This window comes from Qipengyuania marisflavi (assembly GCF_005884405.1).
Taxonomy (GTDB): Bacteria; Pseudomonadota; Alphaproteobacteria; order Sphingomonadales; family Sphingomonadaceae; genus Qipengyuania; species Qipengyuania marisflavi.
Genome location: NZ_VCAO01000007.1, coordinates 52,087 through 76,836 on the forward strand (window position 1 = coordinate 52,087; position 24,750 = coordinate 76,836).

Below are 24,750 nucleotides of genomic sequence, written 5' to 3' on the forward strand. Positions count from 1 at the left end.
GCCGTAACGGAGGTTCGATGAACAAGCTTTATCCCGATGCCGCTGCCGCCCTTGACGGGCTGCTGACCGATGACATGTTGATTGCCAGCGGGGGCTTTGGCCTGTGCGGCATTCCTGAACGATTGCTCACCGCGATTCGGGAAAGCGGGGTGAAAAACCTCACCTTTGCCAGCAACAATGCCGGGATCGATGGCGAAGGCATCGGCATGCTGCTGCGCACCAAGCAAGTTAAAAAGATGATCAGTTCCTACGTCGGCGAGAACAAGGAATTTGAACGCCAGTTCCTTTCGGGCGAGCTGGAGGTCGAGTTTTGCCCGCAAGGCACGCTGGCCGAACGGATGCGTGCGGGCGGTGCGGGTATTCCCGGTTTCTACACCAAGACCGGCGTCGGCACGCAGGTGGCCGAGGGCAAGGAAGTGAAAGCTTTTGCCGCAGGAGACGGACCAGCCGAGGACTATATTCTCGAACACGGCATCTTCGCGGACCTCGCCATCGTCAAGGCGTGGAAGGCGGATGAAACCGGCAATCTGGTGTTCCGCAAGACCGCACGCAATTTCAACCTGCCCGCAGCAACTTGCGGCAAGGCCTGCGTGGTAGAGGTGGAGGAAATCGTGCCGGTTGGCTCGCTCGATCCCGACTGCATCCATCTGCCCGGCGTCTATGTCCAGCGGATGATCGTGGGCGCGCCGTATGACAAGCAGATCGAATTTGTCACCACGCGTGAGCGGGAAGACGCATGACGCGCGCACCGATAGCGCTGGCCGCACTGGCGCTGGCGGGCTGTGCGGCGACCCCTGGTGCTGTGCCCCAGGCTGCGGCTCCCGCTGTGCCTGTGGCGACCGGCGGCGCGGCTGACGCGCCAGATACAATGCGCTGGCTCTATGCTTCTGGCGAGGCTGCCGGGGCATCGATTCAGGCATGGCGGATGCTGGCCGATTATGCAGTGACCACCTCGCGGCTGCGCCGGATACCGCAATCGGTGCCGATGGGCCTGCCCGATGTGGCGGGCGGTATCGGCACGCCGTCCTGTGTGGCCGCAGATGGCACGCTCAAGCCGTTTGCCGCCGTGTTCGACGTTGATGAGACGGTGCTGCTCAATCGCGGCTATGAATATTGGCAGGCCTATTCTGGCAAGGGTTTCGACCGCGAGGAATGGGCGCAGTGGGAAGCGGGCGGCGCTGCGCAAATCGCCCCTGTTCCCGGCGCAGTAACCGGCATCCGCCGCCTGCGCGAAGCCGGGATCACAGTCATCTTCAACACCAATCGCAATGCCGAAAACGCCGCCGGAACCATCGCCGCCATCGCGGCCGCCGGTCTGGGGCCGGCAGTGCACAAGGAAACGCTGTTTCTGCGCGGTGACGATGCCATGGGCAGCCGCAAGGATGGCCGCCGCGCCGCGATCGCCAGCAAATATTGCGTGATTGCGCTGGCGGGCGACAATCTTGGCGATTTTGCCGATGTCTTCAACGATGCCGAAACGGGCATACAGGCCCGCCGCACCATAACCGCGCGCGGCGAATATGCAGCGCTGTGGGGCGCAGGCTGGTTTGCATTTCCCAATCCCGTTTACGGCGCCTGGCAGAAAGGCACGGTGGACGAAGTCTTCCCGCCCGACGCTCGCTGGCAGCCCGGCACCACTGTGCGGCAGGCTCCTGACATCATGGCCCCCACCGATACCGATAAAGGCAATTGAGATGAGCGATAACGCAACCAAGACCGGCTGGGACCGCAACCAGATGGCCGCCCGCGCCGCGCGCGAATTGCAGGATGGCTATTACGTCAATCTGGGTATCGGCATCCCCACACTGGTCGCCAACCATATTCCCGATGGCATGCATGTCACGCTGCAAAGCGAAAACGGGATGCTGGGCATTGGCCCCTTCCCCTATGCGGGCGAGGAAGATGCCGATCTGATCAATGCCGGCAAGCAGACCATCAGCGAATTGCCGCACAGCGCCTATTTCGACAGCGCCGCCAGCTTTGCCATGATCCGCGGCGGCCACATCGATCTGACCGTGCTGGGGGCGATGGAGGTCAGCGAGGGCGGCGACATCGCCAACTGGATGATCCCCGGCAAGATGATCAAGGGTATGGGCGGCGCGATGGATCTGGTCGCGGGTGTGAAGAAAATCATCGTGGTGATGGACCATAACGCCAAAGATGGCAGTCCCAAGTTCATCCCCGAATGCTCGCTGCCGCTGACAGGCCGCAATGTGGTCGATATGGTGGTGACCAATCTGGCCGTGTTCCACCGCACCGATCATGACAGCCCGTTCCGGCTGGTCGAGCTGGCCCCGGGCGTGACGGCAGAGGAAGTGGCGAGCAAGACCACGGCGCATTACACCAGCTGAGGAAACAGGCGGTGACCGATTACACGCTGATCACCGCCAACCGCAATTATTCAAGCTGGTCACTGCGCCCGTGGGTGCTGATGAAGGCGCTGAACATCGCCTTCGCCGACCGGATCGAACCTTTCACCAAGCCTTCAAATTACCACGAATTCCGCTGGTTTTCACCGACCGGGCAGGTGCCCGTCCTGATGGACGGCGCGCGCACCGTCTGGGACTCGCTGGGCATTGTCCTTTATCTGGCCGAACGCCACGCAGGCGTGTGGCCGGTGGACGAGGCCGCCCGCGCCTTTGCCCAATGCGCCGTGACCGAAATGCATGGCGGATTTGCGGCGCTGCGTGCAGATTGCACCATGAATGTCGGTGTCCGGGCCGAGCCGCGCCCTGCCAGCGCCGCGCTGACCCGCGATGTGCACCGGATCCGCGAGATATTCGAGCACGGGCTGGCCGCGTTTGGCGGTCCGTGGCTGGCGGGGCCAGATTTCACCGCCCTCGACGCCTTCTTTGCGCCGGTTGCTTACCGCATCCGCACCTATGGCCTTGATGTCGGGGCCGGTCAGGCATGGGCGGACAGTGTCCTTGCCCACCCGGCCATGCAGCAATGGGAGGCCGAGGCGCTGTCCGAACACTGGCGCGAGGCGAGCCATGAGGCCGAGCTTGCCGCCAAGGGCCGCATTACCGCCGACTACCGGAAGGTCTGAGGCCGACCCAATTCGCGACAGACATTTGTTGTAGGCGGGCGGCGAAAAGCGTGGGATAAGGCGCACATGGGTCTGCAAACCGCCTTCCGCCAACGCTTCCTCGATGTCCTCGGCTCGATCTATATCTATAACGAGCATCGCGGTTACACCTCGCTCGACCGGGTGCTGGAAGCTGTGCGTGCGCGGTGTCCCGATGATCACGAGTTTATTACCGCCGTCGAAAAACACCGCGCAGACGAGCACAAGCATTACCGGATGTTCCGCCGCTGGTTCGAATTGCGCGGGGTGATGCCGTTGAAGGTCGATCGCGCCTGCGGACATATCGACCATTTCATCGAAAGCGTGTTCGGCTGCACGATCGAGGATCTCGACACCGAGGCTATCGTTACCGACCCTGACGCGTTCGAGAAGCTGTGTCGGGTGATCATGATCACCGAACAGCGCGGGATGGATCAGGTAGATGTGCTGTTGAAGAACAGCCATATTCGGTCCGACAAGGCGCTGAAGAAAATCTTCGAAGTGGTCGAAAAGGACGAGCCGAGCCATTGGCAGCCCTATGCCGCATGGCTGCGCGCGCATGGTCGCCGCCCAAAGCCGCGGCTGCGTGAAAAGTGGACCGATTACTGGATCCACAAATCGCTGATGCTGGCCAAGCTGCCTGCGGTGTTTCTCAACCGCAACAATCCGCGCCTGACCACCTGGCCCGACGAGGATCCTGCGGCCTACACCGCCTGAGAGCTTGACGCGTCCGCCTGCCGCGCGCAGCAGCGCTGGCATGTGGCTGAACCAACCGCGCAATCCCGATGCCCCGCTTGCCGGGCTCAAGGTCCTTGAACTTGCCCGCGTACTCGCCGGCCCGTGGACCGGGCAAATTCTCGCTGATCTGGGTGCCGATGTCATCAAGGTAGAAAGCCCCGATGGCGATGGCACGCGGCGCTGGGGGCCGCCGTGGGTGGAGCGCGCGAATGGCGACCGGGAGGCGGCCTATTACCACGCCTGTAATCGCGGCAAACGCGGCGTTGTGGCGGATTTCGGCGATGCCGGACAGCTGGCACGGGTCAAGGCGCTGGCCGCAAATGCTGATGTGGTGATCGAGAATTTCAAACTGGGCACGCTCGCCAGATTCGGGCTCGATTATGCCAGCTTGCGTGCGGACAATCCCGGCCTCGTCTATTGCTCAATCACCGGCTTCGGTCAGGATGGACCGCGTGCGGCGGAGCCGGGGTATGACTTTGTGATCCAAGGGATGAGCGGGCTGATGGCGCTGACCGGCGAGCCAGAGGGTGCGCCGATGAAGGCGGGCGTGTCGATCAGCGATCTGGCCTGCGGGCTCTATGCCGCAAATGCCGTGCAGGCGGCGCTGCTGATGCGGGCGCGGACCGGGCCAAATCAGGGCATGGGGCAGCATATCGACATGGCGCTGCTCGATTGTTCAGTGGCGCTGCTGGCCAACCAGGCGCTGAGCTATCTGACCACAGGCGAAAACCCGCCGCGGATGGGCAATGCCCATGCGCAGGTCAGCGCCTATGGCGTGTTTCCGGTACAGGATGGCAAGGTCATCCTGGCCCCCGCCAATGACGGGCTGTTTCGCAAGCTGCTGACGCTGCTGGACCGCGAGGATCTGTTGGCCGAGGAACGTTTCGCGACCAATGAAGGCCGCCTCGCTAATCGCGGCGAACTCGACGGGATCATTGCCGGGGAGACCGGCAAATGGGACATGGCGGCGCTGCTGGCCCGCTGCGCCGAAGCAGGTATTCCGGCGGGGCCGATCAATCTGCTGGAGCAGACCTTTGCCGATCCGCAAGTCACGGCGCGCGGAATGCAGGTCAATCTTGGCGGCATTCCAACAGTGCGCAGCCCGATTGTATTTTCCGATGCCGAACTCGCGCTCGACCGGGCATCGCCGACTTTGGGTGAGGATCAGGCCGCGTTCGAGAGCTGATACCGGCGAACTGTGTGCCAGAGTTTATCAGTGTGCGTGAGATGCAAGATCAGTTCCGTTAATTGCATTAGCCACTTGCTTGCACGCTCCAGTAATTTCTGTAATAACAGAAATGAGAAAAGGAGCCGCTGGTGGCATCAATCATGGACATACCCGAAGTCCGGTCTTTCATACTCCATTGGGGGGAGATGGGCACGCATTGGGGCGTCAACCGCTCGGTCGCGCAGATCCATGCATTGCTCTACCTGATCGACCGCCCGCTGCACGCCGAGGATATCTGCGACAAATTGGGGCTGGCACGGTCAAATGTGTCGAACGGGCTGAAGGAACTGCAATCCTATCAAATTGTCCGCCGCGTCCATGTCGAGGCCGACCGGCGCGACCATTTCACTGCCGAAACCGATCTGTGGGAAATGCTGCTGAAGATCAGCGCCGAGCGTAAACGGCGCGAGATCGATCCGACGATCCAGCTAATGGGCGAACTGGCCGAGAGCCTGGCGGGGCGCAGTGACGTACCCGCCCATGTGCGCCAGCGGATTGGCCGGATGCATGAATTCCTCGGCACTCTGGCAAGCTGGTACGACGATGTCCGGCGCCTGCCAAAATCGACGCTGGTCACGCTGATGAAGCTTGGTGGCCGCGTCGCACGGCTGCTGCCCGGCGTCCCCAAACCCAAAAACTAGCACCACGAAGGAGACCCCAACCAAGTCACGACTGCCTATTTCTCTAATTACAGAAATCACAGGAGAACACTCATGGAAGTCCTCGCCCTCTTGATCTACCTCGCTATCAGCCTCGGCCTCACCGCATGGGTGGCGCACACGCTGTCGCGCAACGGTATCGTCTTTCTGATCGAATGCTTCGGCCATGACGAGGTGCTGGCACGCTCCACCAACCATCTGCTGGTGGTCGGGTTTTACCTTGTCAATCTTGGCTGGATCCTGCTGACGCTGCGGTTCGGGGCAGCACCCGAAACCTGGGCTGATGCCATCCGCTTCCTGTCGAGCAAGGTCGGACTGGTCGTGGTGGCGCTGGGCTTCATGCACTTCTTCAACATGAACGCCATTGCCAAATTCGGGCGCAAACTGGCCGACTGGCTGCGTGACGAACGGCCGCTGGTGCAGGCTGATGTGCAAGCCGCCGCGCCGCAGGGTGTCACTGTGCGCTGATCACTCTGACCTAACGAAAATGGGCGGCTCGTCAGAGCCGCCCTTTTGATGTTTCAGATGCGTGTCAGGCCAGCGCCGATTTCAGCGCATCCACCAGATCGGTCCGCTCCCACGGGAAGTGATCCCCGTCGACCGTGCGCCCGAAATGGCCGTAAGCTGCCGTCTTGCGATAGATCGGCTTGTTCAGCCCCAGATGGGTGCGGATACCGCGCGGGGTCAATCCGCCCAGCTCGTCAATCCGGCCAATCGCCTGCTCAAGCTGTGCATCGCTGACGCCATCCGCTGCGGTGCCGTGCGTGTCGACATAAAGCGACAACGGCTTGGAAACGCCAATGGCATAGGACAGCTGGATCGTGCAGCGCGTAGCCAGTCCGGCAGCGACGATATTCTTCGCCAGATAGCGGGTGATATACGCAGCCGAGCGGTCGACCTTGGTCGGGTCCTTGCCGCTGAACGCGCCGCCGCCATGCGGCGCTGCGCCGCCATAGGTGTCGACGATGATCTTGCGGCCGGTCAGGCCGGCGTCGCCGTCAGGGCCGCCGATTACAAAACTGCCGGTGGGATTGATGTGCCAGGCGGTGTCATCGGACACGAAACCAGCGGGCAGGATTTCGCCCACCACGCGCTTCACATAAGCGTGCAGTTCGGCTTCCTTTTCGCCTTCGTCATAACCTTCGCCATGCTGCGTGCTAACCACGACTGCGGTGCAGGCAACGGGCTTGCCATGCTCGTAGCGCAGCGAGACCTGGCTCTTGCTGTCGGGCTCGAGGAAAGGCGCGGTGCCGTTCTTGCGGTCTTCGGCCAGCTGGGCGAGGATCTTGTGGCTGTAATCGATGGGTGCCGGCATCAAATCGGGCGTTTCGTCACAGGCGAAGCCGAACATGATGCCCTGATCGCCTGCGCCTTCGTCCTTATTGCCGCTGGCGTCGACGCCTTGCGCGATATGCGCGCTCTGGCCGTGGAGATGGTTTTCGAAGTCCAGCGACTGCCAGTGAAAACCGTCCTGCTCGTAACCGATATCGCGGACCACAGCGCGGACCGTGTCCTCGATTTCCTGCTCGAGGCCGGGTGCCCATTTGCCGTCGGTATCCATGATGCCCTGACCGCGAATCTCACCGGCCAGCACCACGCGCTGGGTGGTGGTCATGGTTTCGCACGCCACCCGCGCTTCGGGGTCCTTGGCAAGGAACAGATCGACGATAGCATCGGAGATCTGGTCCGAAACCTTGTCCGGATGACCTTCGGAAACGCTTTCCGACGTGAACAGATAATTGTCGCGCATGATACCTCGATATAAAGATAGCTTTATGTGTTTAAGTGCCCCTAGCGGGGAGTCCTGCGCATGACAACAAGCGATGCGCCAAACAGTACCAGCGCCCATGCCAGCGTGAGCCAATGTCCCAGCCGCGCAAACAGCGTCGGCGGCAAGGGCGGCGGGATCACAGTGTCCATACGGTCGGCTGTGTTCATACCGATATGGTCCCGCACCACGCCGCGCGCATCGATGATCGCACTGATGCCGGTGGTGGTGGAGCGCAGCACGGGCAGCCCCTCCTCGATCGCACGCATCCGCGCCTGGCCCAGATGCTGCGGCGGACCCCAGCTGCCGAACCAGCCGTCATTCGACGGGTTGAAAATGTAATCCGGCCGGTTTGCCCGGTCGGCCACTTCGCCGGAGAACACGATCTCGTAACAGATCTGCATTCCGGCCTTGCCATGCATGCCGAAATCCAGCGTGCGCGGACCGGGGCCGGCAATGAAGTCGATGCTGCCCGCCACCAACCGCGATGCGCCCAGCGGCTCCAGCAATCCGCGCAGCGGCAGATATTCGCCATAGGGCACCAGATGCGACTTGGCATAATGGCCGACCAGAGCGCCTCTGCCATCCAGCGCAGTCACCGAATTATAGGCGCCCACAGCCTGCTCACGGCCATCTTCCGTGCCGATTTCCAGATCCACTGCCCCGGTGAGCAGCAGGCTGTCAGCGCCGATCACCTGAGCGATCTGCCTGCGGGCAAAAGCGGGATCAGCGCCCGCCGTCATCTGCGTGTAATAGCGCTGCGGATAGCCCTCGCGCAGATAATCAGGGACGCCGCTTTCGGGCCACAGCACCAGCCGCGGCCCCGGCTCGCGCGGCAGGCTGAGGCTTGCAATGGTCGCGAACTGGCTTTCGAACCTGGAAGGATCGTCGATTTCGTCCTGCCGCAGATTGGGCTGCACCAGCGTGAGGTTGACGGTGCCTTGTGCGCCATTGCCCGCAGGCCAGAGCATCCCGGCGGTCAGGGCCAGCACGCTGGCACCCAGAGCAATCCAGCGGCGTTCGCGGAGCAGCCAGATCACCAGTCCCGCAGCCGTTACCGCGACACCAGACAGCGCATAGGTTCCGAACCACGGCAGTACCGCCGCCAGCCCCGCGCGGTCCCACGGCCCGACCAAGGCCAGCGAGAATGGCCCCCAGCTATAGCCGCTGAAGACCCAGCTGCGCAGCCATTCGGCGAGCACCCAGCCCGCCCCCAACGCCAGCGCAAAGCCCGGTAAAGTGCCCTTGCGCGCTGCAAGCCATGCCACCAGCGCCGCGATGGCGGGGAATATTGCCAGATAGAGCGACAACAGCGGCACCGCTGCCCAGCCCAATATGGCGGGCATTTCTGCCTGATAGGTAAAGGCCGTCGCGATCCAGTTGTCGGTCAGGGTGAAATGCGCCAGCCCGAACAGCCAGCCGCGCAGGAACGCGCTGCGCCAGGTGTCACTGCGCCAGACCAGTGCCACGAAGCCGCCCATCGCCAGCAAGGCCAGCGGCCACAAATGCAGTGGGGGAAAGCCGCAGGCGGCACCCAGCCCGCAAGCCAGCACCGACCAGTTGGGATGGCGCAACGCAAGCCCGCCGGCGCGCTGAAACACGCCAATTGCCGATTGATCCTTGCTTGCGATCACGCGGCCTCCGCGGTTATCGGAATTCAGCCTACCGCGCTGACGCTATCGTCTTTGTCGGCATCGGGCGCAGCCTTGCGGCGGCGACGCGGCGCAGGCTTGGGCGCTTCAGAATCATCCCCGCCGATTGCGGGCGGGAGCACAGCTGCGTCGATTTCACCCGACCCGTCTGCAGTTGCAGCGGCACGCGGCGGCTTGCGCGGGGCGCGGCGTTTGCGCGGTGCTTCTTCGGATTTGGCGACAAAGGGGTTTTCGGCGGGTTCGAAAACATCATCGCCCTGATTGTCCGAACCATTGCTGCGGTTGCTACGGCTGTCAGCACGGTTGTCGCTGCGGTCATCACGCTTGGCTGCGGGACGCTCGCGCTGCGGGCGCTGGCGGTTGTCGCCCTCGTCGGAACGTTGATCATTGCGCTGGTCGCCGCGTTGATCCGGGCCCTGCTCCTGATCGCGATCATCGCGGTCGTCACGGTGGCCGCGCTGCTGTTGCTGCTGCTCATCCTGACGGGCCTTGTTATCGGCGATAACACGGAAATAATGGTCGGCGAATTGCAGGTAATATTCGGCCTGCACACGGTCGCCATTGTGCTGCGCATCCTGCGCAAGCTTTTTGTATTTGTCGAGCATCTGCAGCGCGTTGCCGCGTGCGCGATTGTCGATCCGGTTCGCCTGATTGCCGCCACCGCTCTGATTGCGGTTGCTGTTGTTATTATTGCGGCCCCGGCGGCGATTGTTGTTGTTATTGCGATTGTTGTTCAAGGGAAAAATTTCCTCATTCATGGCGCGGCGCGAACCCCCGGTTCGCCTGTGGCCGCGTAACCCCTTGCGCGATCGCCAGTGGCGCATCCCGTGTGCTCCGATTCCGTACCCTGATCCCGTGCATGGTATGCGGGGCCTAATGCCTCGCACCGTATCTGCATATGTCGGAGCTGGAACCGGCGGTGGCATTGTGTCGCGCACCGAAGGTCTGGTGCTGGAGTAAAGCCTCTCGCCGCCTTTGCCAAGCCTTTATGTGAGAAGCAGTGCGCGGGGCCGCCCGGCAAGGTCGCGGCGCAGCTGCGCGGCAAAGCCTGACTGGCGCGCCAGAGCACCCACCGGATCGGCTTGTTCATGGCCAATTTCAAGGATCGCCGCCCCGCCCCGGGTCATCAGCGCGCGCAGTTGCGGCAGCAGGATACGGTAATCGTCCAGACCTTCCGGCCCCGAAAACAACGCGCTGGCCGGTTCATGGGCGCGTACTGAAGGGTCCAGTGTCGCAGCGTCCTCGACATAAGGCGGATTGCACAGCACCAGATCGAACTGCCCCAGATCCGCCGCCCAGCCCGCCATGCTCCAGTCACGCAGCAGCAAGTCTGCCCGCGCCGCAAAGCCCAGCCGCGCCGCATTGCGCCCGGCCACCTCCAGCGCCGCTGCGCTCGCATCGGTGCCGACACCCTGTGCAGTTTCGAACAGCGACAATGCGGCGAGCAGCAGCGCCCCGGTCCCGGTGCCCATATCCAGCACCCGAGCAGGCGTGCGATCCGCGAAATATTCGCGTGCTGCCTCCACCAGAGTCTCGCTGTCACCACGCGGGATCAGGGTATCGGGCGTGACTTCCAGATCGAGGCCGTAAAACTCCTGATGCCCGGTGATATGCGCAATCGGTTCGTGACCCGCGCGCCGTTCCACCAATGCCGCAAAGCCTGCTGGCGGATCGCCGCGCATATGACGGAGCAGCAATTCCGACCGGCTGGCCCCCAGCGTGTGTGCCATCAGCAGTTCAGCATCGAGCCGCGCAGTATCACTGGTGGCGGCCAAACGCCCCGCCGCCGCGCGGATCTCCTCACCGATGGTCACGCGAAGGGTCACCCGTTCAGGGCCGCCAGACGCTTGGCCTCATCCTCGGCAATCAGCGCGTCGATCAATTCGGCCAGCCCCGGTCCGGCGAGGATTTCGGGCAATTTGTGCAGGGTCAGCCCGATCCGGTGATCGGTCACACGGCCTTGCGGGAAATTATAGGTCCGGATGCGTTCGGAACGGTCACCCGATCCCACCATCGCCTTGCGCGCAGCGGCTTCCTCGCCCTGCGCCTCGCCGCGCATTTTTTCGTACAGGCGCGTGCGCAGCACCTGCATCGCCTTGTCCTTGTTCTTGTGCTGGCTGCGCTGGTCCTGCTGGATCACCACCAGCCCGCTGGGCAGATGGGTCAGCCGGACTGCCGAATCGGTGGTGTTGACGTGCTGCCCGCCCGCGCCGCTCGCCCGGTAGATATCGATTTTCAGGTCGCCGGGGTCGATCTGGACATCGACCTCGTCCGGTTCGGGCAGCACCGCGACGGTTGCCGCGCTGGTGTGGATACGCCCGCCGCTTTCGGTCACCGGCACCCGCTGGACGCGGTGGACGCCGCTTTCGAACTTGAGCTTGGCGAACACACCGGTGCCCGCAATATTGGCGACGATTTCCTTGAACCCGCCCACCTCGGCGGCACTCATGCTGACCGGTTCGATGCGCCAGCCGCGCTCGGCGGCATAGCGTTCGTACATCCGGTACAGATCGCCCGCGAACAGCGCCGCTTCATCGCCGCCAGTGCCAGCGCGGATTTCGAGCATGGCAGGTTTGCTGTCCGCCGAATCGCGCGGCAGCATGGCGATTGCCAGCTGGCGCTCGGCCACCGGCAATTTCTCGCGCAGCTGCGCCAGTTCCTCATCGGCCAGCGCCTTCATTTCGGGATCGGCGGTCAGCGCGGACAGCTCGGCAATCTCGGCGCGCATGGCCTTGATGTCGCGGGCGGCGGCAGCAATCGGCTCCAGCTCGGCGTAATCGCGGCTGGCCTGCACAAACTCCTCGCCCTCCAACGTACCCGAAGCCAGCCGCGCCTCGATCTCGGCAAAGCGATGCGTGATCTGGTCAAGACGGTCGGCAGGAACTTGCATGGATATTTAGCCGCCTGTCCGAGCGGCAAATATTTCGGCGGCGTCGGCCTCACGCTGATAATCCTGGTCCAAGGCACTAAGATTATTTGCCGATGCACCATCGCGCACATCAAGCGAGATCAAAATGGCTGGCTCGGCTTTCCGCGCTTTGTCATATCTTTTCTTCGGGCTTCCGCTCGCAAAAACTTCGGTAGAGAAGCCTGCGTATCGGAACGCAGCTGCCATTTCAGCGGCCTCCCCTTCCCGGTCGGAGTTTTCAGCAGCGATAGCGACTTCGAGTTGCTCACACCCGGTTCCATTGCAAAGCATCGCCAGCCGCTCGATCCCCGCGGCCCAGCCGACCGCCGGGGTTGCCGGACCGGCGAGGCTTTCCATCAGCCCGTCGTAACGCCCGCCGCCCAGCACGGTGCTCTGGCTGCCGAGCAGGCCGGCTGCCTCGCTGCCCTCGTCAGGCACGAATTCGAACGCGGTGTGGCGATAATAATCCAGCCCGCGCACCAGACTCTCGGCACGGGTCCATTGTACGCCTGCCGCATCCAGCCCGCTGGTCACCGCTTCGAAAAACGCCAGCGCCTCATCGCTCAGGAAGGCGTCGATCTTGGGCGCATCGGCCACGAATTTCTGGTCGCGGCGGTCCTTGCTGTCGAGGATGCGCAGCGGGTTTTTCTCCAGCCGCTCCTGAGAATCCTCGCTCAGCTCGCCTTGCACCGCGCGAAAATACTCGACCAGCGCGCCGCGCCAGGCGTCGCGGCTGTCGGCATCGCCCAGCGTGTTGAGGTGCAGCGTCACACCCGTGATCCCCAGCTCTTTCAGCAGCTGGTCAGCCATCGCCAGCAGTTCGACATCGGCCTGCGGCTCGCCCGCGCCGATAATCTCGGCGTCGAGCTGGTGAAACTGGCGATAGCGGCCCTTTTGTGGGCGCTCGTAACGGAACAGCGGGCCATGCGTCGCCAGCTTGAGCGGGGCGTGCTGCTGCCAGCCATTGGTCAGATAGGCCCGCGCGATCCCGGCGGTGAATTCGGGGCGCAGGGTCAGCGATTCGCCGCCGCGATCATCGAAAGAATACATCTCTTTCGACACCACATCGGTGGTTTCGCCAATCGCGCGGCTGAACACCTCGGTCTTTTCGAACACCGGCATTTCGGCGCGGCGGAAGCGGTAAAGCTTGCGCACGCGCTCAAAGGTTTCAACCACAAAGGCGAAGGCCTCGGCATCGGGGCCGAAGATGTCCTGCGTGCCGCGAATGGCCTGCGGGGTCTTGTTGGGTTTTTTGCTGCTCATATCGGCCGGGCGCTTAGCGTGTTGGCGGGGTGTAGGAAAGCGGTGCGTGCCGCGCACCCTTGCCTCTGTCCGCCATTCCAAGCACATAGGGCGGATGATTATCCGCACCGCGCCGCTTGCGCTCGCCGCCGCCCTGCTCCTCACCCAGCCTGCTCTGGCTCAAAAATCATCGCTGCGCCTGGACACCAATTCAGCCCCGGTCGCTCCGCAATTGTCGGATGCCACCCCGCTGCCGCAGGATGTTGCCTGGCCCGGCGGCACGATAAAGCTGGATATCGACGCCACCGATACGCGGCGCGGGGTGTACCGAGTGCAGCAGACTATACCGGTGCCTGCTGGCACCCGCGATCTGCGGTTGCTGCTGCCCGAATGGCTGCCCGGCAAGCACGCCGCGCGCGGGGCGATCAATCTGCTCAGCGATGTTCGCTTCAGCGCCAATGGCCAGCCATTGGAATGGCACCGCAACACGCTGGACGTGTATGAATTCCACGTCGTGCTGCCCCAGGGCGTGCGCGAAGTGACTGCCAATTTCGTCCACACTTCGCCGATTACCGGCAGCGAGGGGCGGATCACGATGACGCAGGAAATGCTCAATCTGCAATGGGAGGCGATGAGCCTGTATCCCGCCGGGCATTACACGCGCCGGATCGCCATGCAGCCCACAGTGACCGTGCCCCAGGGCTGGCGTGTCTTCACCGCGCTGGACGGCCAGCGGCGCGAAGGTGACCGGCTGGTGTGGAACACAGTAGATTACGAAACGCTGGTCGATTCGCCGATCTTCGCCGGCAAATATGCACGGCAATGGGAGGTGGGCGAAAACGTCCGGCTGGACGCGATTGCCGATGCGCCCAAATATCTCGAACTCGCGCCCGAAAACCGCCAGACCTTCAACAAGATGGTTGATGAAGCCGATGCGTTGTTCGGCGCGCGGCATTTCGATCATTACGATATCCTGCTGGCGATGACCGACCGGATGGGCGGGATCGGGCTGGAGCATCATCGGTCAGGCGAAAACCAGTACGAACCCGAAACGCTGATCAAATGGGACGAGATGGACTGGGACCGCAATGTGGTCGCGCATGAGCTGGTCCATAGCTGGAACGGCAAGTTCCGCCGCCCGGCTGGTCTGTGGACACCTGATTACCGCACGCCGATGCAGGACGATCTGCTGTGGGTCTATGAAGGCCAGACGCAGTTCTGGGGCTGGGTGCTGGCAGCGCGGTCCGGTTTGCAGACCAAGGAGACGATCCTGGGCACCTTTGCGCTGGCCGCCGCGATGTATTCCGAAGGCGTGCCGGGGCGCGCCTGGCGCACGGTTCAGGACACCACCTATGGCCCGATCGTCAACGCACGGCGTCCGATCCCGTTCAGCTCGCTCACGCGCGGCGAGGATTATTACGTCGAAGGGGCGCTGACCTGGCTCGAAGCCGACCAGATCATCCGCGATGGCACTGGCGGCAAAAAGGGCCTGGACGATTTCGCCAAGGCGTTCTTCGGCAAGACCGATGGCGACTGGGGCGTGCTAACCTATGATTTCGACGAAGTCGCCGCCACGCTGAACACGGTCTATCCCTATGACTGGGCCAGCTTCCTCGACACAAGACTGCGCCAGCCCGGCCAGCCCGCGCCGATGAAGGGACTGGAGAAAGCGGGATACCGGCTCTTGTGGAAAGACACGCCCAACTCCTATGAAAAGGGCCGCACGCGCAATTCGCTGAATTTGTTTTACTCGCTTGGCGTCTCTCTGGGCAAGGACGGCACTGTCCGCTCCACGCTGTGGGACGGCCCGGCGTTTAACGCCGGCATCGTCAATGGCGCGCAAATCATCGCAGTCGATGGCGAGGCTTTTTCTGAAAGCGCGATCAAGGATGCGATCACTGCGGCCAAGGATGGCGGTGAGCCGATCAAGCTGCTGGTCAAGCGCGGCGACCGCTATGATACTATCGCCATCGATTACCGCGGCGGGCTGCGCTATCCGTGGATTGAGCCGGTCGGCAAGGGCGAGCATGGTCTCGACCGCCTCCTGAAGCCGCGCACAAAATAGGCCGCAAGCCGGTTGCAGCGGAGGCGGGCGGGCTTTATGGCGCGCTGCAAGTCTTTCTGGGGAGAGGGGCCGTCCGCAAATAAAGAGTATCTGAAAAACCATGCGTATCGACATGATCCCCGTGGGCGACAATCCGCCCGAAAGCCTCAATGTCATCATCGAAGTGCCCACTGGCGGTGAGCCGGTGAAGTACGAATTCGACAAGGCCAGCGGTGCGCTGTTCGTCGACCGCATCCTGCACACGCCGATGCGCTATCCGGCGAATTATGGCTTTGTGCCGCATACGCTCAGCCCCGATGGCGATCCGCTGGATGCGCTGGTGATCGCACGCAGCCCGTTCATGGCCGGCTGCGTCGTCCGCGCCCGCCCCATCGGCGTGCTCAATCTGGAAGACGAGCATGGCGGCGATGAAAAGCTGATCTGCGTTCCCGTGGACACCACTTTCCCGTATTATTCGGATGTGGGCGAAACCAAGGATCTGCCCTCGATCATCTTCCAGCAGATCGAGCATTTCTTCACCCATTACAAGGATCTGGAGCCCGACAAATGGGTCCGGGTCGGCAAGTGGGGCGATGCCGCCGAAGCACGCCAGATAGTGCTGGAATCGATCGAACGCTACGAGGCTGGCAAGCAGGCCTGAGCCGGGCTCACTCGACCGGGCGGCCATCGTCGAGCAGGTCCATATCCTGCTCGCTGCCGCCGCGCCTGCGCTCTGCTTCCACCATGCCGCCGATCTCGTCCTGCGGGGCGACATCGTCATGCGTCTTGGGCGATTCGGCCTGGCGGGCGAGGGTCTGGCGGGTTTCAGCACGGCCGCGTTCGGCCCGCGCTTCGCCAACGGTTTCGAACGGCACGCTGGCAGAACGCGAATCGAACCGCAGGCGATAGATCGGTTCGGGCAGGCCAAACCCGGCGGCTTCCAGCGCCTCCTTGACTGACGGGATCGCGCGGCTTTGCGATTTCCACCAATCGGTTTCGCACTGGTCAATCCAGCCAAGGAAGCGGATGACCACATTGGAATCGCCCACCTCGATAATCCGGGCCTCGGGCGCGGGATCATCCAGGACAAACGGCAGCGCCGCCAGCGTTTCGCGCCCCAACCTGCTTGCCGCGCTGGCATCGTCATCGGCATCGACACCAAGATCGAATTCGAAGCGCCGCTGCGGATTGCGGGTGAAATTGGTGATGACCGCCTTGAAGACCTGCGCATTGGGAACCCGCAGGTGGTTGCCATCCAGCGTCATCAGCACCGTTGCGCGGCTGGTCAGGCGGATAACCCGTCCTTCCAGATCATCGATCAGCACCCAGTCATTGGCGCGGAACGGCTGGCGCAGGCTGAGCATCAGCGAGGCGACATAGTTTTCGATCGTGTCCCGCATGGCAAAACCCAGCGCGATCCCGACCACGCCGGCACCGCCCAGGACAGCGCCCAGCAAAGCGGTCGCGCCGATCATGTCGAGCGCTACCACCAGACCGCCGACCACGAACACGAAACGGATCGCGCTGGCGATCAGTGTGGCCAGAAAGCTGTTTGGCGCGATCCGCTGCCACAGCGCACCAAATCCGGCGAGCAGATAGCCAAGCGCAGAAATCGCCGCCCACACCGCCAGCGCGGCAGCGACCAGCGGTAACAGCCGGACAAATTCGCTCCAGCGGTCAGCAAGGCCGGAAAAGCCGGTCCCCTCGGCTGATAGGGAGACGTCGCGTTCAAGCGTATTCTCCACTGTCACAACACCAGTAACGCGTCCGGCAATCGCCTCAGCGCGGTCGATATCGTCCTGTTTGGGCACGGTGCCCGACAGCGTCACAACGCCCTGGTTTGACTGGATTTGCACCGCCTCGAATGCGGGTAGCTCGCTGAAAATGCCCCTGATCCGTTCGGCGATCCGGTTATCAGCACCTTCGTCCTGTGTGTCGGCTATCGTAGGTGCCGGTTCGCTCACTGGCTCGGCGGTTTCCGCAGGTGCGGACGGCAGGATCGCTGCCGCCGGGGCGGCGAGGCCGATCAGCAGCAGCAGTGCGGCCAGCCAGCGCATCATTCGCCCGCCACCGTCATGCCGTCGATCCGCAAGCTGGGGACATTGACCGCATGGTGGAATTCCAGATCATTGGCCGGGATCATCGCTGCAAACATATCGATCAAATTCCCCGCTATCGTGATTTCGGCCACCGGCTCTGCCAATTGGCCATTGCGAATGCGAAAGCCATGCGCGCCGCGGCTGTAATCGCCGGTCACCAGATTGACGCCCTGACCAAACACCCCCGAGACATAAAGGCCATCCGCGATATCCGCCATCAGCGCCTCCGGATCGACCGTGCCGGCCATCAGATGCACGTTGCTGGCGCCAACGCCGGGCGCCCCGCCTCCCCCGCGCGAGGCGTGTCCGGTCAGCGCCAGATCAAGCTGGCGGGCCGAGGCGACATTGGTCATCCACCCGAAAATCCGGCCATTTTCCACCAGCGCGCGCGGGGTGCAGGTCACACCTTCGCCATCGAACGGGCGCGAGCGTTGACCGCGCGGGCGCAGCGGGTCTTCTTCCAGCCGCAGCGCACTATCGAACAGCGCGTCATTTTCGCGGCCCAGCAGAAAGCTCGACTTGCGGGCAATCGCGCCGCCATTCATCGCGCCCAGCAAATGGCCAATCAGGCCGTTGCCAATGCGCGGATCGAACACCAGGGGCATCTTGCCGCTGGGCAGCGAGCCGGGATTGAGCCTGGCGACAGTCCGCTCCCCCGCCTCGCGGCCGATCTCGGCGGCATCGGGCAAATCCTCGGCATAGCGGGCAGTGCGGTGAGCATAATCCGTCTGCATCGACCCGCCCTCGCCTGCAATCATGGCGGCTGATCGCGAATGCGCGCTGCCTGCGTAACCGCGTGCAAAACCGTGCGAGGTCGCCAGCGCCGCGACCGAGCGTGAGAATACGGCATTGCCGCCATTGGAATTGCTGACGCCTGCCACCGCGCGGCCCGCATCCTCGATGGCCAGCGCCGCTTCGCGCAGATGTGCAGGGGTCGGCTCGGCGGTGTCGCCAAGCTCCAGATCGGGCATATCGCCGGTAAACAGCTGATCTTCAGGAGCAAAGCCGACATAGGGGTCTTCCGGTGCCAGCCGCGCCATTTCCACCGCACGTTCGGCCAGCGCGGCGAAGCTTTCCGGCGAAAAATCGCTGGTGACGATGGATGCGGTGCGCTGTCCCACGAAAACGCGCAGCGCCACCTCCTCGCTCTCGGACCGCTCGACATCCTCTAGCGCTCCCAGCCGAACACCGACGCTTTCGGAAGAACTGGCGCGCGCCATCGCATCGGCGCGGTCGGCCCCGAAGCGCTTGGCAATGTCGAGCAAATCCTGGCAGCGGCCCAGCGCGGTCTGTGTATCGATCATGGGGTCTGCGTTAGGGCGTGCACCGCCGTGACGCAATCGTATCAGGCTGCTGCAAACAGTGTCTTGAGCAGTGCGGTCAGCACAAATGGCAGACCAATAGCCAGCAGCCACAGCATCAGCTGGTCCCGGCGAAATGCACCGCGATAGCTTTCGTCACTGGCAGCTTCATCGGACATCGGCAGCCAGCGGCGTTCGAACCAGCGACAGGCGGGAATAATCGCAGCCACCAGAATGATCAGCGCGATATAAGGGAAAAGCGAGGAGAACCCCTGTTTGAGCGCGCCCACGGTCACGAAAATTTGCAGGCCGGTGTAAACGATCAACGCGAAGGCGACATTGTCGCTCATCCGTTTGCGCCAGTCGAGGTGTGAGCCGTGCTCTTCCTCGGTCACCGATGGATTATCCTCGAGCGCCTTGCCCACGCGCTTTCCCCTTTTTCCCACTCGAGTCGCATTGTTCCAGAATCGCGCGGTGCTGGCAAGCTAACCCGCTTCCCGTCCCCGATGCTGGGCAGGCGCGGATGCAGTCCATGCACGAATCTTGCCAGTTTATCGAAAACCCGCTGCATCGGGGTTTTCACCGCCCGCCTTCATGCTATGGCCCGCACAGCATGGCCGATATCGATCCCGCCGCAATGACAGACGAAGTGCACGATGCGGCACCGCCGATCCCGCAGGGCGGGCTCGAAGTGATCTCGATTGCCAAGAGCTATGACAAGCGCAGCGTGCTGACCGATATCTCGCTGACGGTTGGCAAGGGCGAAGTGCTTGGCCTGCTCGGCCCCAACGGCGCGGGCAAGACCACGTGTTTCTATTCGATCATGGGTCTGGTTCGCCCCGATTCGGGACGCATCCTGATGGATGGCGAGGATGTGACCAAGCTGCCGATGTATCGCCGTGCGATCCTGGGGCTAGGTTATCTACCGCAGGAAACCAGCATTTTTCGCGGTATGACGGTAGAGCAGAATATCAATTGCGTGCTCGAAATGGTCGAGCCTGATGCTCAGACACGCGCCGCCGAGCTGGACCGCCTGCTGGACGAGTTCGGCCTCCAGCGGCTGCGCACCAGCCCAGCAATGGCACTGTCGGGCGGTGAACGGCGGCGCTGCGAGATTGCCCGCGCACTGGCGGCGAAGCCTTCGATCATGCTGCTCGATGAACCTTTTGCCGGTATCGATCCGCTGTCGATCAGCGATATCCGCGAGCTGGTGCGCGATCTGAAAACGCGCGGCATCGGCGTGCTGATTACCGATCATAATGTGCGCGAAACCCTGGAAATCGTCGACCGCGCCTGCATCATCTACGGCGGTCAGGTTCTGTTCGCCGGAACACCGCAAGCGCTGGTTGCGGACGAGAACGTCAAGCGGCTCTATCTGGGTGAAGGGTTCACGCTGTGACCGGCGGTGCGGCGACAGCGGCGCACGCGCGGAGCTGACCGATGGCGCTGGGTCCGAGGTTAGACCTCAGGCAATCACAATCGCTGGTTATGACGGCGCAGCTGCAGCAGGCCATCAAGCTGCTGGCACTCTCGAACCTCGAAATTGAAACCTTTATCGCCGATGCGCTGGAAGCCAATCCGCTGCTGGATATGGGCGAGGTCCGGCGCGAAGCCGGCGCAGACACACCCCCCGAACCCGGTGAACATGACAGCAGCCCCGATTTCGGCGGCGAGGGGGCGCTGGATGTCGATGCTTCCGCGCTTGATCCCGAAGCCGCACCGGGCGATCTGGGCGACTGGAGCCAGGCGGCATCAGCAGGTGGCAGCGGCGGCGAACTGCCCGATCTGGAAAACCGCGCAGCCGAAGAACCAACCCTGGCAGAGCATCTGTCCGAGCAGATCGGACCGGCAGCCCGCGATTCGCGTGAAGCCATCGTGGCGGCGCGCATCGTCGGCGACATTGACGAGGCCGGCTATTTCATCGGCGATCTGCGCGCCATTGCTCATGATCTGGGCGTGCCACTGGCCGAAACCGAACGGGCGCTGACGCTGATCCAGACTTTCGATCCCACAGGAGTTGGCGCGCGCAGCCTGTCCGAATGCCTCGCGCTGCAAGCCAAAGAGGCCGACCGTTATGATCCGTGCATGGCGCGGCTGATCGACAATCTCGATCTGGTGGCGGCGGGCGATGTGACCCGGCTGAAACGGATGTGCGATGTCGATGACGAAGATTTTGCCGATATGCTCGCCGAATTGCGCCAGTTCGATCCCAAGCCCGGGTGCCGCTATGGCGGCTGCGGCGAGTCGGCGGTGGTGCCCGATGTGCTGATCACCGAAGGCCGTAGCGGCGGCTGGGATATCAGGCTGAACGAGGCCAGCCTGCCGCGGCTGGTGGTCAACCGCGAATATTACGTCGAACTGAAAGCTGGCGCGCATGACAAAGCCACCAAGGCCTGGCTCAATGAACAGCTGGGCGAGGCGGACTGGCTGATCCGCGCGCTGGACCAGCGGCAGAAAACGATTCTGAAAACCGCCGCCGAAATCGTCAAACGGCAGGAAGGCTTCCTGCGCGAAGGGGTGTCCGCCATGCGGCCGCTGACGCTGCGCGAGGTGGCCGAGGGGATCGAGATGCACGAAAGCACAGTCAGCCGCGTCACCAGCAACAAATATCTCGCCTGCCCGCGCGGCACATTCGAATTGAAGTATTTCTTCTCCAGCGGCGTGGGCGCGGCGGATGGCGAAGGCGCATCCTCCGAAGCGATCAAGGCGCGGATCAAGGCGCATTGCGATGGCGAGGATGCCAAAAAAGTGCTGTCCGATCAGGCGCTGGTCGATTTGCTGGCGGCCGAAGGCTTTGATCTGGCGCGCCGCACAGTCGCAAAATATCGTGAGGCGATCGGGCTCGGATCGAGCGCCCAGCGTCGCCGAGAAAAACGCATGCGTAACTTGTGAGGGGGCTTTTCCGCGCCTCTGCGACAAAAAGTTAACACGATTTACGCCATGTTAACCTTTTCCCTTCAGACCTTGTGTGGTTAATAAGGGGCTACACCAGTTGCCAGGGCGACACCGCCAGGCACCAGGGGACCAATCGGGGGATTTCCCATGCGCGTACTGCTGATCGAAGACGAACCGACCACCGCCAAGGCGATCGAGCTGATGCTCACCACCGAAGGCTTCAATGTTTATTCGACCGATCTGGGCGAAGAAGGCCTCGATCTGGGCAAGCTGTATGATTACGATATCATCCTGCTCGACCTGAACCTGCCCGACATGCACGGTTATGACGTGCTCAAGAAACTGCGCGTCGCCAAGGTGCAGACGCCAGTGCTGATCCTGTCGGGCATTGCCGAAATGGATTCAAAGGTCCGCAGCTTCGGCTTTGGCGCCGATGATTACGTGACCAAGCCGTTCCACCGCGAGGAACTGGTCGCCCGCATTCATGCCGTGGTGCGCCGTTCGAAGGGCCACAGCCAGTCGATCATCCGTACTGGCAAGCTGGCCGTGAACCTCGATGCGAAAACCGTCGAAGTCGATGGCGCCCGCGTCCATCTGACCGGCAAGGAATACGCGATGCTGGAGCTGCTTTCGCTCCGCAAGGGCACCACGCTGACCAAGGAAATGTTCCTCAACCACCTGTATGGCGGCATGGACGAACCCGAACTCAAGATTATCGATGTCTTCATCTGCAAGCTGCGCAAGAAATTGAGCCATGCCTGCGGCGGTGAAAACTACATCGAAACCGTCTGGGGCCGCGGCTATGTACTGCGCGACCCGAACGAAGAGGCCGAAGCCGCCTGATACCCGATACGCTTGGACAGCGAGAGAAACGCCCGGAGTGAAAGCTCTGGGCGTTTTATTTTGCGCCCTGCACATTTTCATATCGCTTGCACTCACAAACCACTGTAATCGTCGCCATCACAAATCGGACAGGGACCGGTGCTGGATGGAATTGTTTGGTATCGATCTGTGGGCGATTGTGCCCTTCATCCTGATTGGTTTCGCCGCGCAAATGGTCGATGGCGCGCTGGGCATGGCCTTTGGCGTGATCACCAACACATTGATGGTCGGCCTGCTTGGCGTGCCGCCGGCACTGGCTTCGCAGCGGGTGCACATCGTCGAATGCTTCACCACGGCCACGTCCGGGATCAGCCATCTGATCCATGGTAATATCGACAAAAGGCTGTTCTTCCGCCTGCTGATCCCCGGTGTGATCGGCGGGTTGATCGGCACTTATATCCTGACCTCTATCGATGGCGATACAATCAAGCCGTTCGTGCTGATCTATTTGGCCGCCATCGGGGTGTGGCTGCTGGTGCGCGGATTGCTGTTCCCGCCCAAACTGCGCGAGGCCAAGCATGTTGCACCGCTGGGGCTGGTTGGCGGCTTCCTTGATGCGGCGGGCGGCGGCGGTTGGGGGCCGGTCGTCACATCAAACCTGCTGATCCAGGGCGCAGAACCCCGCAAGGTGGTGGGGACGGTCAATTCGGTCGAATTTTTCCTGACTGTCACGATCTCGGCATCCTTCGCCTTACACATGGGCATTTCGCATATCGCCGGGCCGACGCTGGGCCTGATCATCGGCGGAATTGCCGCCGCCCCTTTCGGCGCCATCGTTGCCAAGCGGATCAGTCCCAAGGTCATGCTGATCATGGTCGGCGTGGTGCTGAGCATCACCAGCGCATACGGCATCTGGAAAGCCTGGGGCTAAGCCGCTAGGGCGCGGCGCATGACGGCATTCAAGGAAGGCGACCCGACCACTCTCAACCGGCTTTACGGCCGGTCGATCGGCAAACCGCTGCGCGCGCATCAGCAATCTCTGGTCGATACTCTGCTGCCCCGGATCGCCACTCCCGACACCGGGCCGGTCACTGCCGAACGGCTGTTTGGTGACGATCGCCCGCTGCATTTCGAAATCGGCTTTGGCGGCGGCGAGCATATGGCATACCGCGCCGATTTGCTGCCCGATCACGGTTTCATCGGGGCCGAGCCTTATGTAAATGGCGTGGCGCAGGCGCTGGTGCATATCAACGAGCAGAAGTTGGCCAATATCCGTATCCAGCACGGTGATGCGCTGGAAGTGCTGACCCGCATCCCAGATGGCGCGCTGAGCATGGCCTATCTGCTGCATCCCGATCCCTGGCCCAAGAACAAACACGCCAAGCGGCGGATGATGAATGACGGCCCGGTACGGATGATCGCCGACAAGCTGAAACCCGGCGGCGAGTTCCGCTTCGGCACCGATCACCCGGTGTATCTGAGACACTCTTTGATGGTCATGAAGCGCTTCATTGACGTGTTCGAATGGGTGGTGGAGAGCCGCACCGACTGGGAAAACCGCCCCTCAGGCTGGCCAGAGACCCGCTACGAAACCAAGGCCCGCACCGTGTTCAACCACGAAGTGTGGTACTTTCGATTCAGACGACGCTAAAGTACGAAATCGTTGTAAACAATGTACTTAGCAGATTCACCCTACGCCAGAATTGCCTCCATTTCGCCCCTTTTTCCGCTTGCGTGATTGCCCGGTGATTGCCAGAAAAGGGACACGAGGTTTCGGATGGCAACAGGAAAAATCACGAAAAAATCGATAGATGCGCTCGAGCCGAGCAGCGCGAGCCGGCTCCTTTGGGATACAGATCTCAAAGGATTCGGTGCGAAAATCACTCCAGCTGGCTCGATATCCTATGTGCTGCAGTTCCGAATGGGCGGTCGTGAAGCGCGAACAAGACGCTACACAATCGGCCCACACGGATCTCCGTGGACACCGACGACAGCGAGAGCGGAAGCAGAGCGCCTTCAGTTGCTAATTGTGGACTTGTAACGGTTTTGTGCCGGTCACTGATCTCATTATGCCACTTTGGCTTCGAATGCGAGCGGGCTGATGCCGCCCAGATATGAATGGCGGCGGCGGGTATTGTAGAACCCGTTGATGTACTGGAAGATGGCGGCCTCGGCTTGTCGCCGTGTTGGCCAGCTCTGCCGCCAGATTAGTTCCGCCTTCAGGCTTTTGAAGAATGTCTCGACAGAGGCGTTATCATAGCAATTACCCTTGCCGCTCATCGATGGCCGCAGGCCGTAAGCCTGCAGCATCTTTTGATAATCGTAGG

General features: G+C 62.3%; 26 protein-coding genes. 16 read left to right on the top strand and 10 right to left on the bottom strand.

The genetic code is table 11. From position 1 onward, the window contains the following. Positions 1–17 precede the first annotated feature (17 nt). The 8 genes from FEV51_RS11230 to FEV51_RS11265 all read left to right on the top strand — a co-directional run bounded on the left by FEV51_RS11230 (position 18) and on the right by FEV51_RS11265 (position 6,160). On the top strand, positions 18–740 hold the full coding sequence (locus tag FEV51_RS11230) for a CoA transferase subunit A (RefSeq protein ID WP_138618969.1): 723 nt from the start codon (positions 18–20) through the stop codon (positions 738–740). Then, the gene (locus FEV51_RS11235; RefSeq protein WP_138618971.1) at positions 737–1,693 is read left to right on the top strand and encodes an HAD family acid phosphatase; all 957 of its coding nucleotides are present in this window, start codon (positions 737–739) and stop codon (positions 1,691–1,693) included. Before FEV51_RS11230 ends, FEV51_RS11235 begins: the two co-directional genes overlap by 4 nt. Before the next feature lies 1 nt (position 1,694). Further along, positions 1,695–2,351: a CoA transferase subunit B gene (locus FEV51_RS11240; protein WP_138618973.1), complete on the top strand. Its 657-nt coding sequence runs from the start codon at positions 1,695–1,697 to the stop codon at positions 2,349–2,351. Positions 2,352–2,362: 11 nt separating this feature from the next. Then, positions 2,363–3,049, top strand: coding sequence for a glutathione S-transferase family protein (locus FEV51_RS11245; protein ID WP_246034540.1), 687 nt, complete (start codon positions 2,363–2,365; stop codon positions 3,047–3,049). Between the two features lie 66 nt (positions 3,050–3,115). Beyond that, positions 3,116–3,784, top strand: coding sequence for a ferritin-like domain-containing protein (locus FEV51_RS11250; protein ID WP_138618975.1), 669 nt, complete (start codon positions 3,116–3,118; stop codon positions 3,782–3,784). A 40-nt stretch (positions 3,785–3,824) separates the two neighbouring features. Beyond that, complete coding sequence (locus FEV51_RS11255; protein ID WP_138618977.1) at positions 3,825–4,991, top strand: CaiB/BaiF CoA transferase family protein; 1,167 nt, start codon at positions 3,825–3,827, stop codon at positions 4,989–4,991. A gap of 143 nt (positions 4,992–5,134) precedes the next feature. Further along, a complete protein-coding gene (locus FEV51_RS11260) occupies positions 5,135–5,674 on the top strand; it encodes a GbsR/MarR family transcriptional regulator (protein WP_138619017.1) in 540 nt (179 codons plus the stop codon). 72 nt (positions 5,675–5,746) lie between these two features. Continuing rightward, entirely contained in the window at positions 5,747–6,160 is a 414-nt protein-coding gene (locus FEV51_RS11265) for a hypothetical protein (protein WP_138618979.1), read from the top strand. Positions 6,161–6,224: 64 nt separating this feature from the next. Here the strand turns inward: FEV51_RS11265 and metK are convergent, their stop codons facing one another. The 6 genes from metK to hisS are packed head-to-tail and all read right to left on the bottom strand — an operon-like array spanning position 6,225 to position 13,283. Further along, positions 6,225–7,442 carry a methionine adenosyltransferase gene (metK, locus tag FEV51_RS11270; RefSeq protein WP_138618981.1) on the bottom strand — a complete coding sequence of 406 codons (1,218 nt, stop codon included), beginning with the start codon at positions 7,440–7,442 and terminating at the stop codon, positions 6,225–6,227. A 41-nt stretch (positions 7,443–7,483) separates the two neighbouring features. Next, on the bottom strand, positions 7,484–9,091 hold the full coding sequence (gene lnt / locus FEV51_RS11275) for an apolipoprotein N-acyltransferase (RefSeq protein WP_246034545.1): 1,608 nt from the start codon (positions 9,089–9,091) through the stop codon (positions 7,484–7,486). Positions 9,092–9,117: 26 nt separating this feature from the next. Then, entirely contained in the window at positions 9,118–10,038 is a 921-nt protein-coding gene (locus FEV51_RS11280; RefSeq protein WP_342773753.1) for a DUF4167 domain-containing protein, read from the bottom strand. Positions 10,039–10,098: 60 nt separating this feature from the next. After that, positions 10,099–10,938 carry a peptide chain release factor N(5)-glutamine methyltransferase gene (gene prmC, locus FEV51_RS11285; protein WP_246034542.1) on the bottom strand — a complete coding sequence of 280 codons (840 nt, stop codon included), beginning with the start codon at positions 10,936–10,938 and terminating at the stop codon, positions 10,099–10,101. Beyond that, a complete protein-coding gene (prfA, locus tag FEV51_RS11290; protein WP_138618987.1) occupies positions 10,935–12,002 on the bottom strand; it encodes a peptide chain release factor 1 in 1,068 nt (355 codons plus the stop codon). The genes prmC and prfA overlap by 4 nt, the downstream gene beginning before the upstream one ends. Before the next feature lie 6 nt (positions 12,003–12,008). Further along, positions 12,009–13,283, bottom strand: coding sequence for a histidine--tRNA ligase (gene hisS, locus FEV51_RS11295; RefSeq protein ID WP_138618989.1), 1,275 nt, complete (start codon positions 13,281–13,283; stop codon positions 12,009–12,011). A 94-nt stretch (positions 13,284–13,377) separates the two neighbouring features. Here hisS and FEV51_RS11300 point away from each other — a divergent pair, with 94 nt between their 5' ends. Both FEV51_RS11300 and ppa read left to right on the top strand, forming a co-directional pair. After that, a complete protein-coding gene (locus FEV51_RS11300) occupies positions 13,378–15,327 on the top strand; it encodes a M61 family metallopeptidase (RefSeq protein ID WP_138619021.1) in 1,950 nt (649 codons plus the stop codon). Between the two features lie 100 nt (positions 15,328–15,427). Further along, on the top strand, positions 15,428–15,967 hold the full coding sequence (gene ppa / locus FEV51_RS11305) for an inorganic diphosphatase (protein WP_138618991.1): 540 nt from the start codon (positions 15,428–15,430) through the stop codon (positions 15,965–15,967). 7 nt (positions 15,968–15,974) lie between these two features. Here ppa and FEV51_RS11310 read toward each other — a convergent pair whose 3' ends face one another. The 3 genes from FEV51_RS11310 to FEV51_RS11320 are packed head-to-tail and all read right to left on the bottom strand — an operon-like array spanning position 15,975 to position 19,131. Continuing rightward, positions 15,975–17,366: a mechanosensitive ion channel family protein gene (locus tag FEV51_RS11310; protein WP_246034543.1), complete on the bottom strand. Its 1,392-nt coding sequence runs from the start codon at positions 17,364–17,366 to the stop codon at positions 15,975–15,977. Continuing rightward, positions 17,363–18,709, bottom strand: a complete 1,347-nt coding sequence (locus FEV51_RS11315; protein WP_138618993.1) for a TldD/PmbA family protein — start codon at positions 18,707–18,709, stop codon at positions 17,363–17,365. The genes FEV51_RS11310 and FEV51_RS11315 overlap by 4 nt, the downstream gene beginning before the upstream one ends. A gap of 41 nt (positions 18,710–18,750) precedes the next feature. Further along, positions 18,751–19,131 (bottom strand): hypothetical protein, encoded by a 381-nt coding sequence (locus FEV51_RS11320; protein ID WP_138618995.1) that lies wholly within the window; start codon positions 19,129–19,131, stop codon positions 18,751–18,753. Between the two features lie 188 nt (positions 19,132–19,319). Between FEV51_RS11320 and lptB the strand changes: the two genes are divergently transcribed. From lptB to FEV51_RS11350, 6 genes are all read left to right on the top strand, one after another. Further along, on the top strand, positions 19,320–20,105 hold the full coding sequence (gene lptB / locus FEV51_RS11325; RefSeq protein ID WP_138618997.1) for an LPS export ABC transporter ATP-binding protein: 786 nt from the start codon (positions 19,320–19,322) through the stop codon (positions 20,103–20,105). Positions 20,106–20,146: 41 nt separating this feature from the next. After that, positions 20,147–21,598, top strand: a complete 1,452-nt coding sequence (rpoN, locus tag FEV51_RS11330) for an RNA polymerase factor sigma-54 (RefSeq protein WP_138618999.1) — start codon at positions 20,147–20,149, stop codon at positions 21,596–21,598. Positions 21,599–21,748: 150 nt separating this feature from the next. Next, positions 21,749–22,444, top strand: a complete 696-nt coding sequence (gene ctrA, locus FEV51_RS11335) for a response regulator transcription factor CtrA (protein ID WP_138619001.1) — start codon at positions 21,749–21,751, stop codon at positions 22,442–22,444. A 145-nt stretch (positions 22,445–22,589) separates the two neighbouring features. Continuing rightward, entirely contained in the window at positions 22,590–23,354 is a 765-nt protein-coding gene (locus FEV51_RS11340; protein ID WP_138619003.1) for a sulfite exporter TauE/SafE family protein, read from the top strand. Positions 23,355–23,372: 18 nt separating this feature from the next. After that, positions 23,373–24,074 (top strand): tRNA (guanine(46)-N(7))-methyltransferase TrmB, encoded by a 702-nt coding sequence (trmB, locus tag FEV51_RS11345; RefSeq protein ID WP_138619005.1) that lies wholly within the window; start codon positions 23,373–23,375, stop codon positions 24,072–24,074. Between the two features lie 126 nt (positions 24,075–24,200). Further along, positions 24,201–24,464 carry an Arm DNA-binding domain-containing protein gene (locus tag FEV51_RS11350; protein ID WP_246034544.1) on the top strand — a complete coding sequence of 88 codons (264 nt, stop codon included), beginning with the start codon at positions 24,201–24,203 and terminating at the stop codon, positions 24,462–24,464. A gap of 26 nt (positions 24,465–24,490) precedes the next feature. On the opposite strand, the gene FEV51_RS11355 is transcribed toward FEV51_RS11350, so the two are convergent. Further along, the coding region (locus FEV51_RS11355) for an IS3 family transposase (RefSeq protein WP_171033105.1) at positions 24,491–24,750 on the bottom strand (260 nt) is incomplete at its 5' end.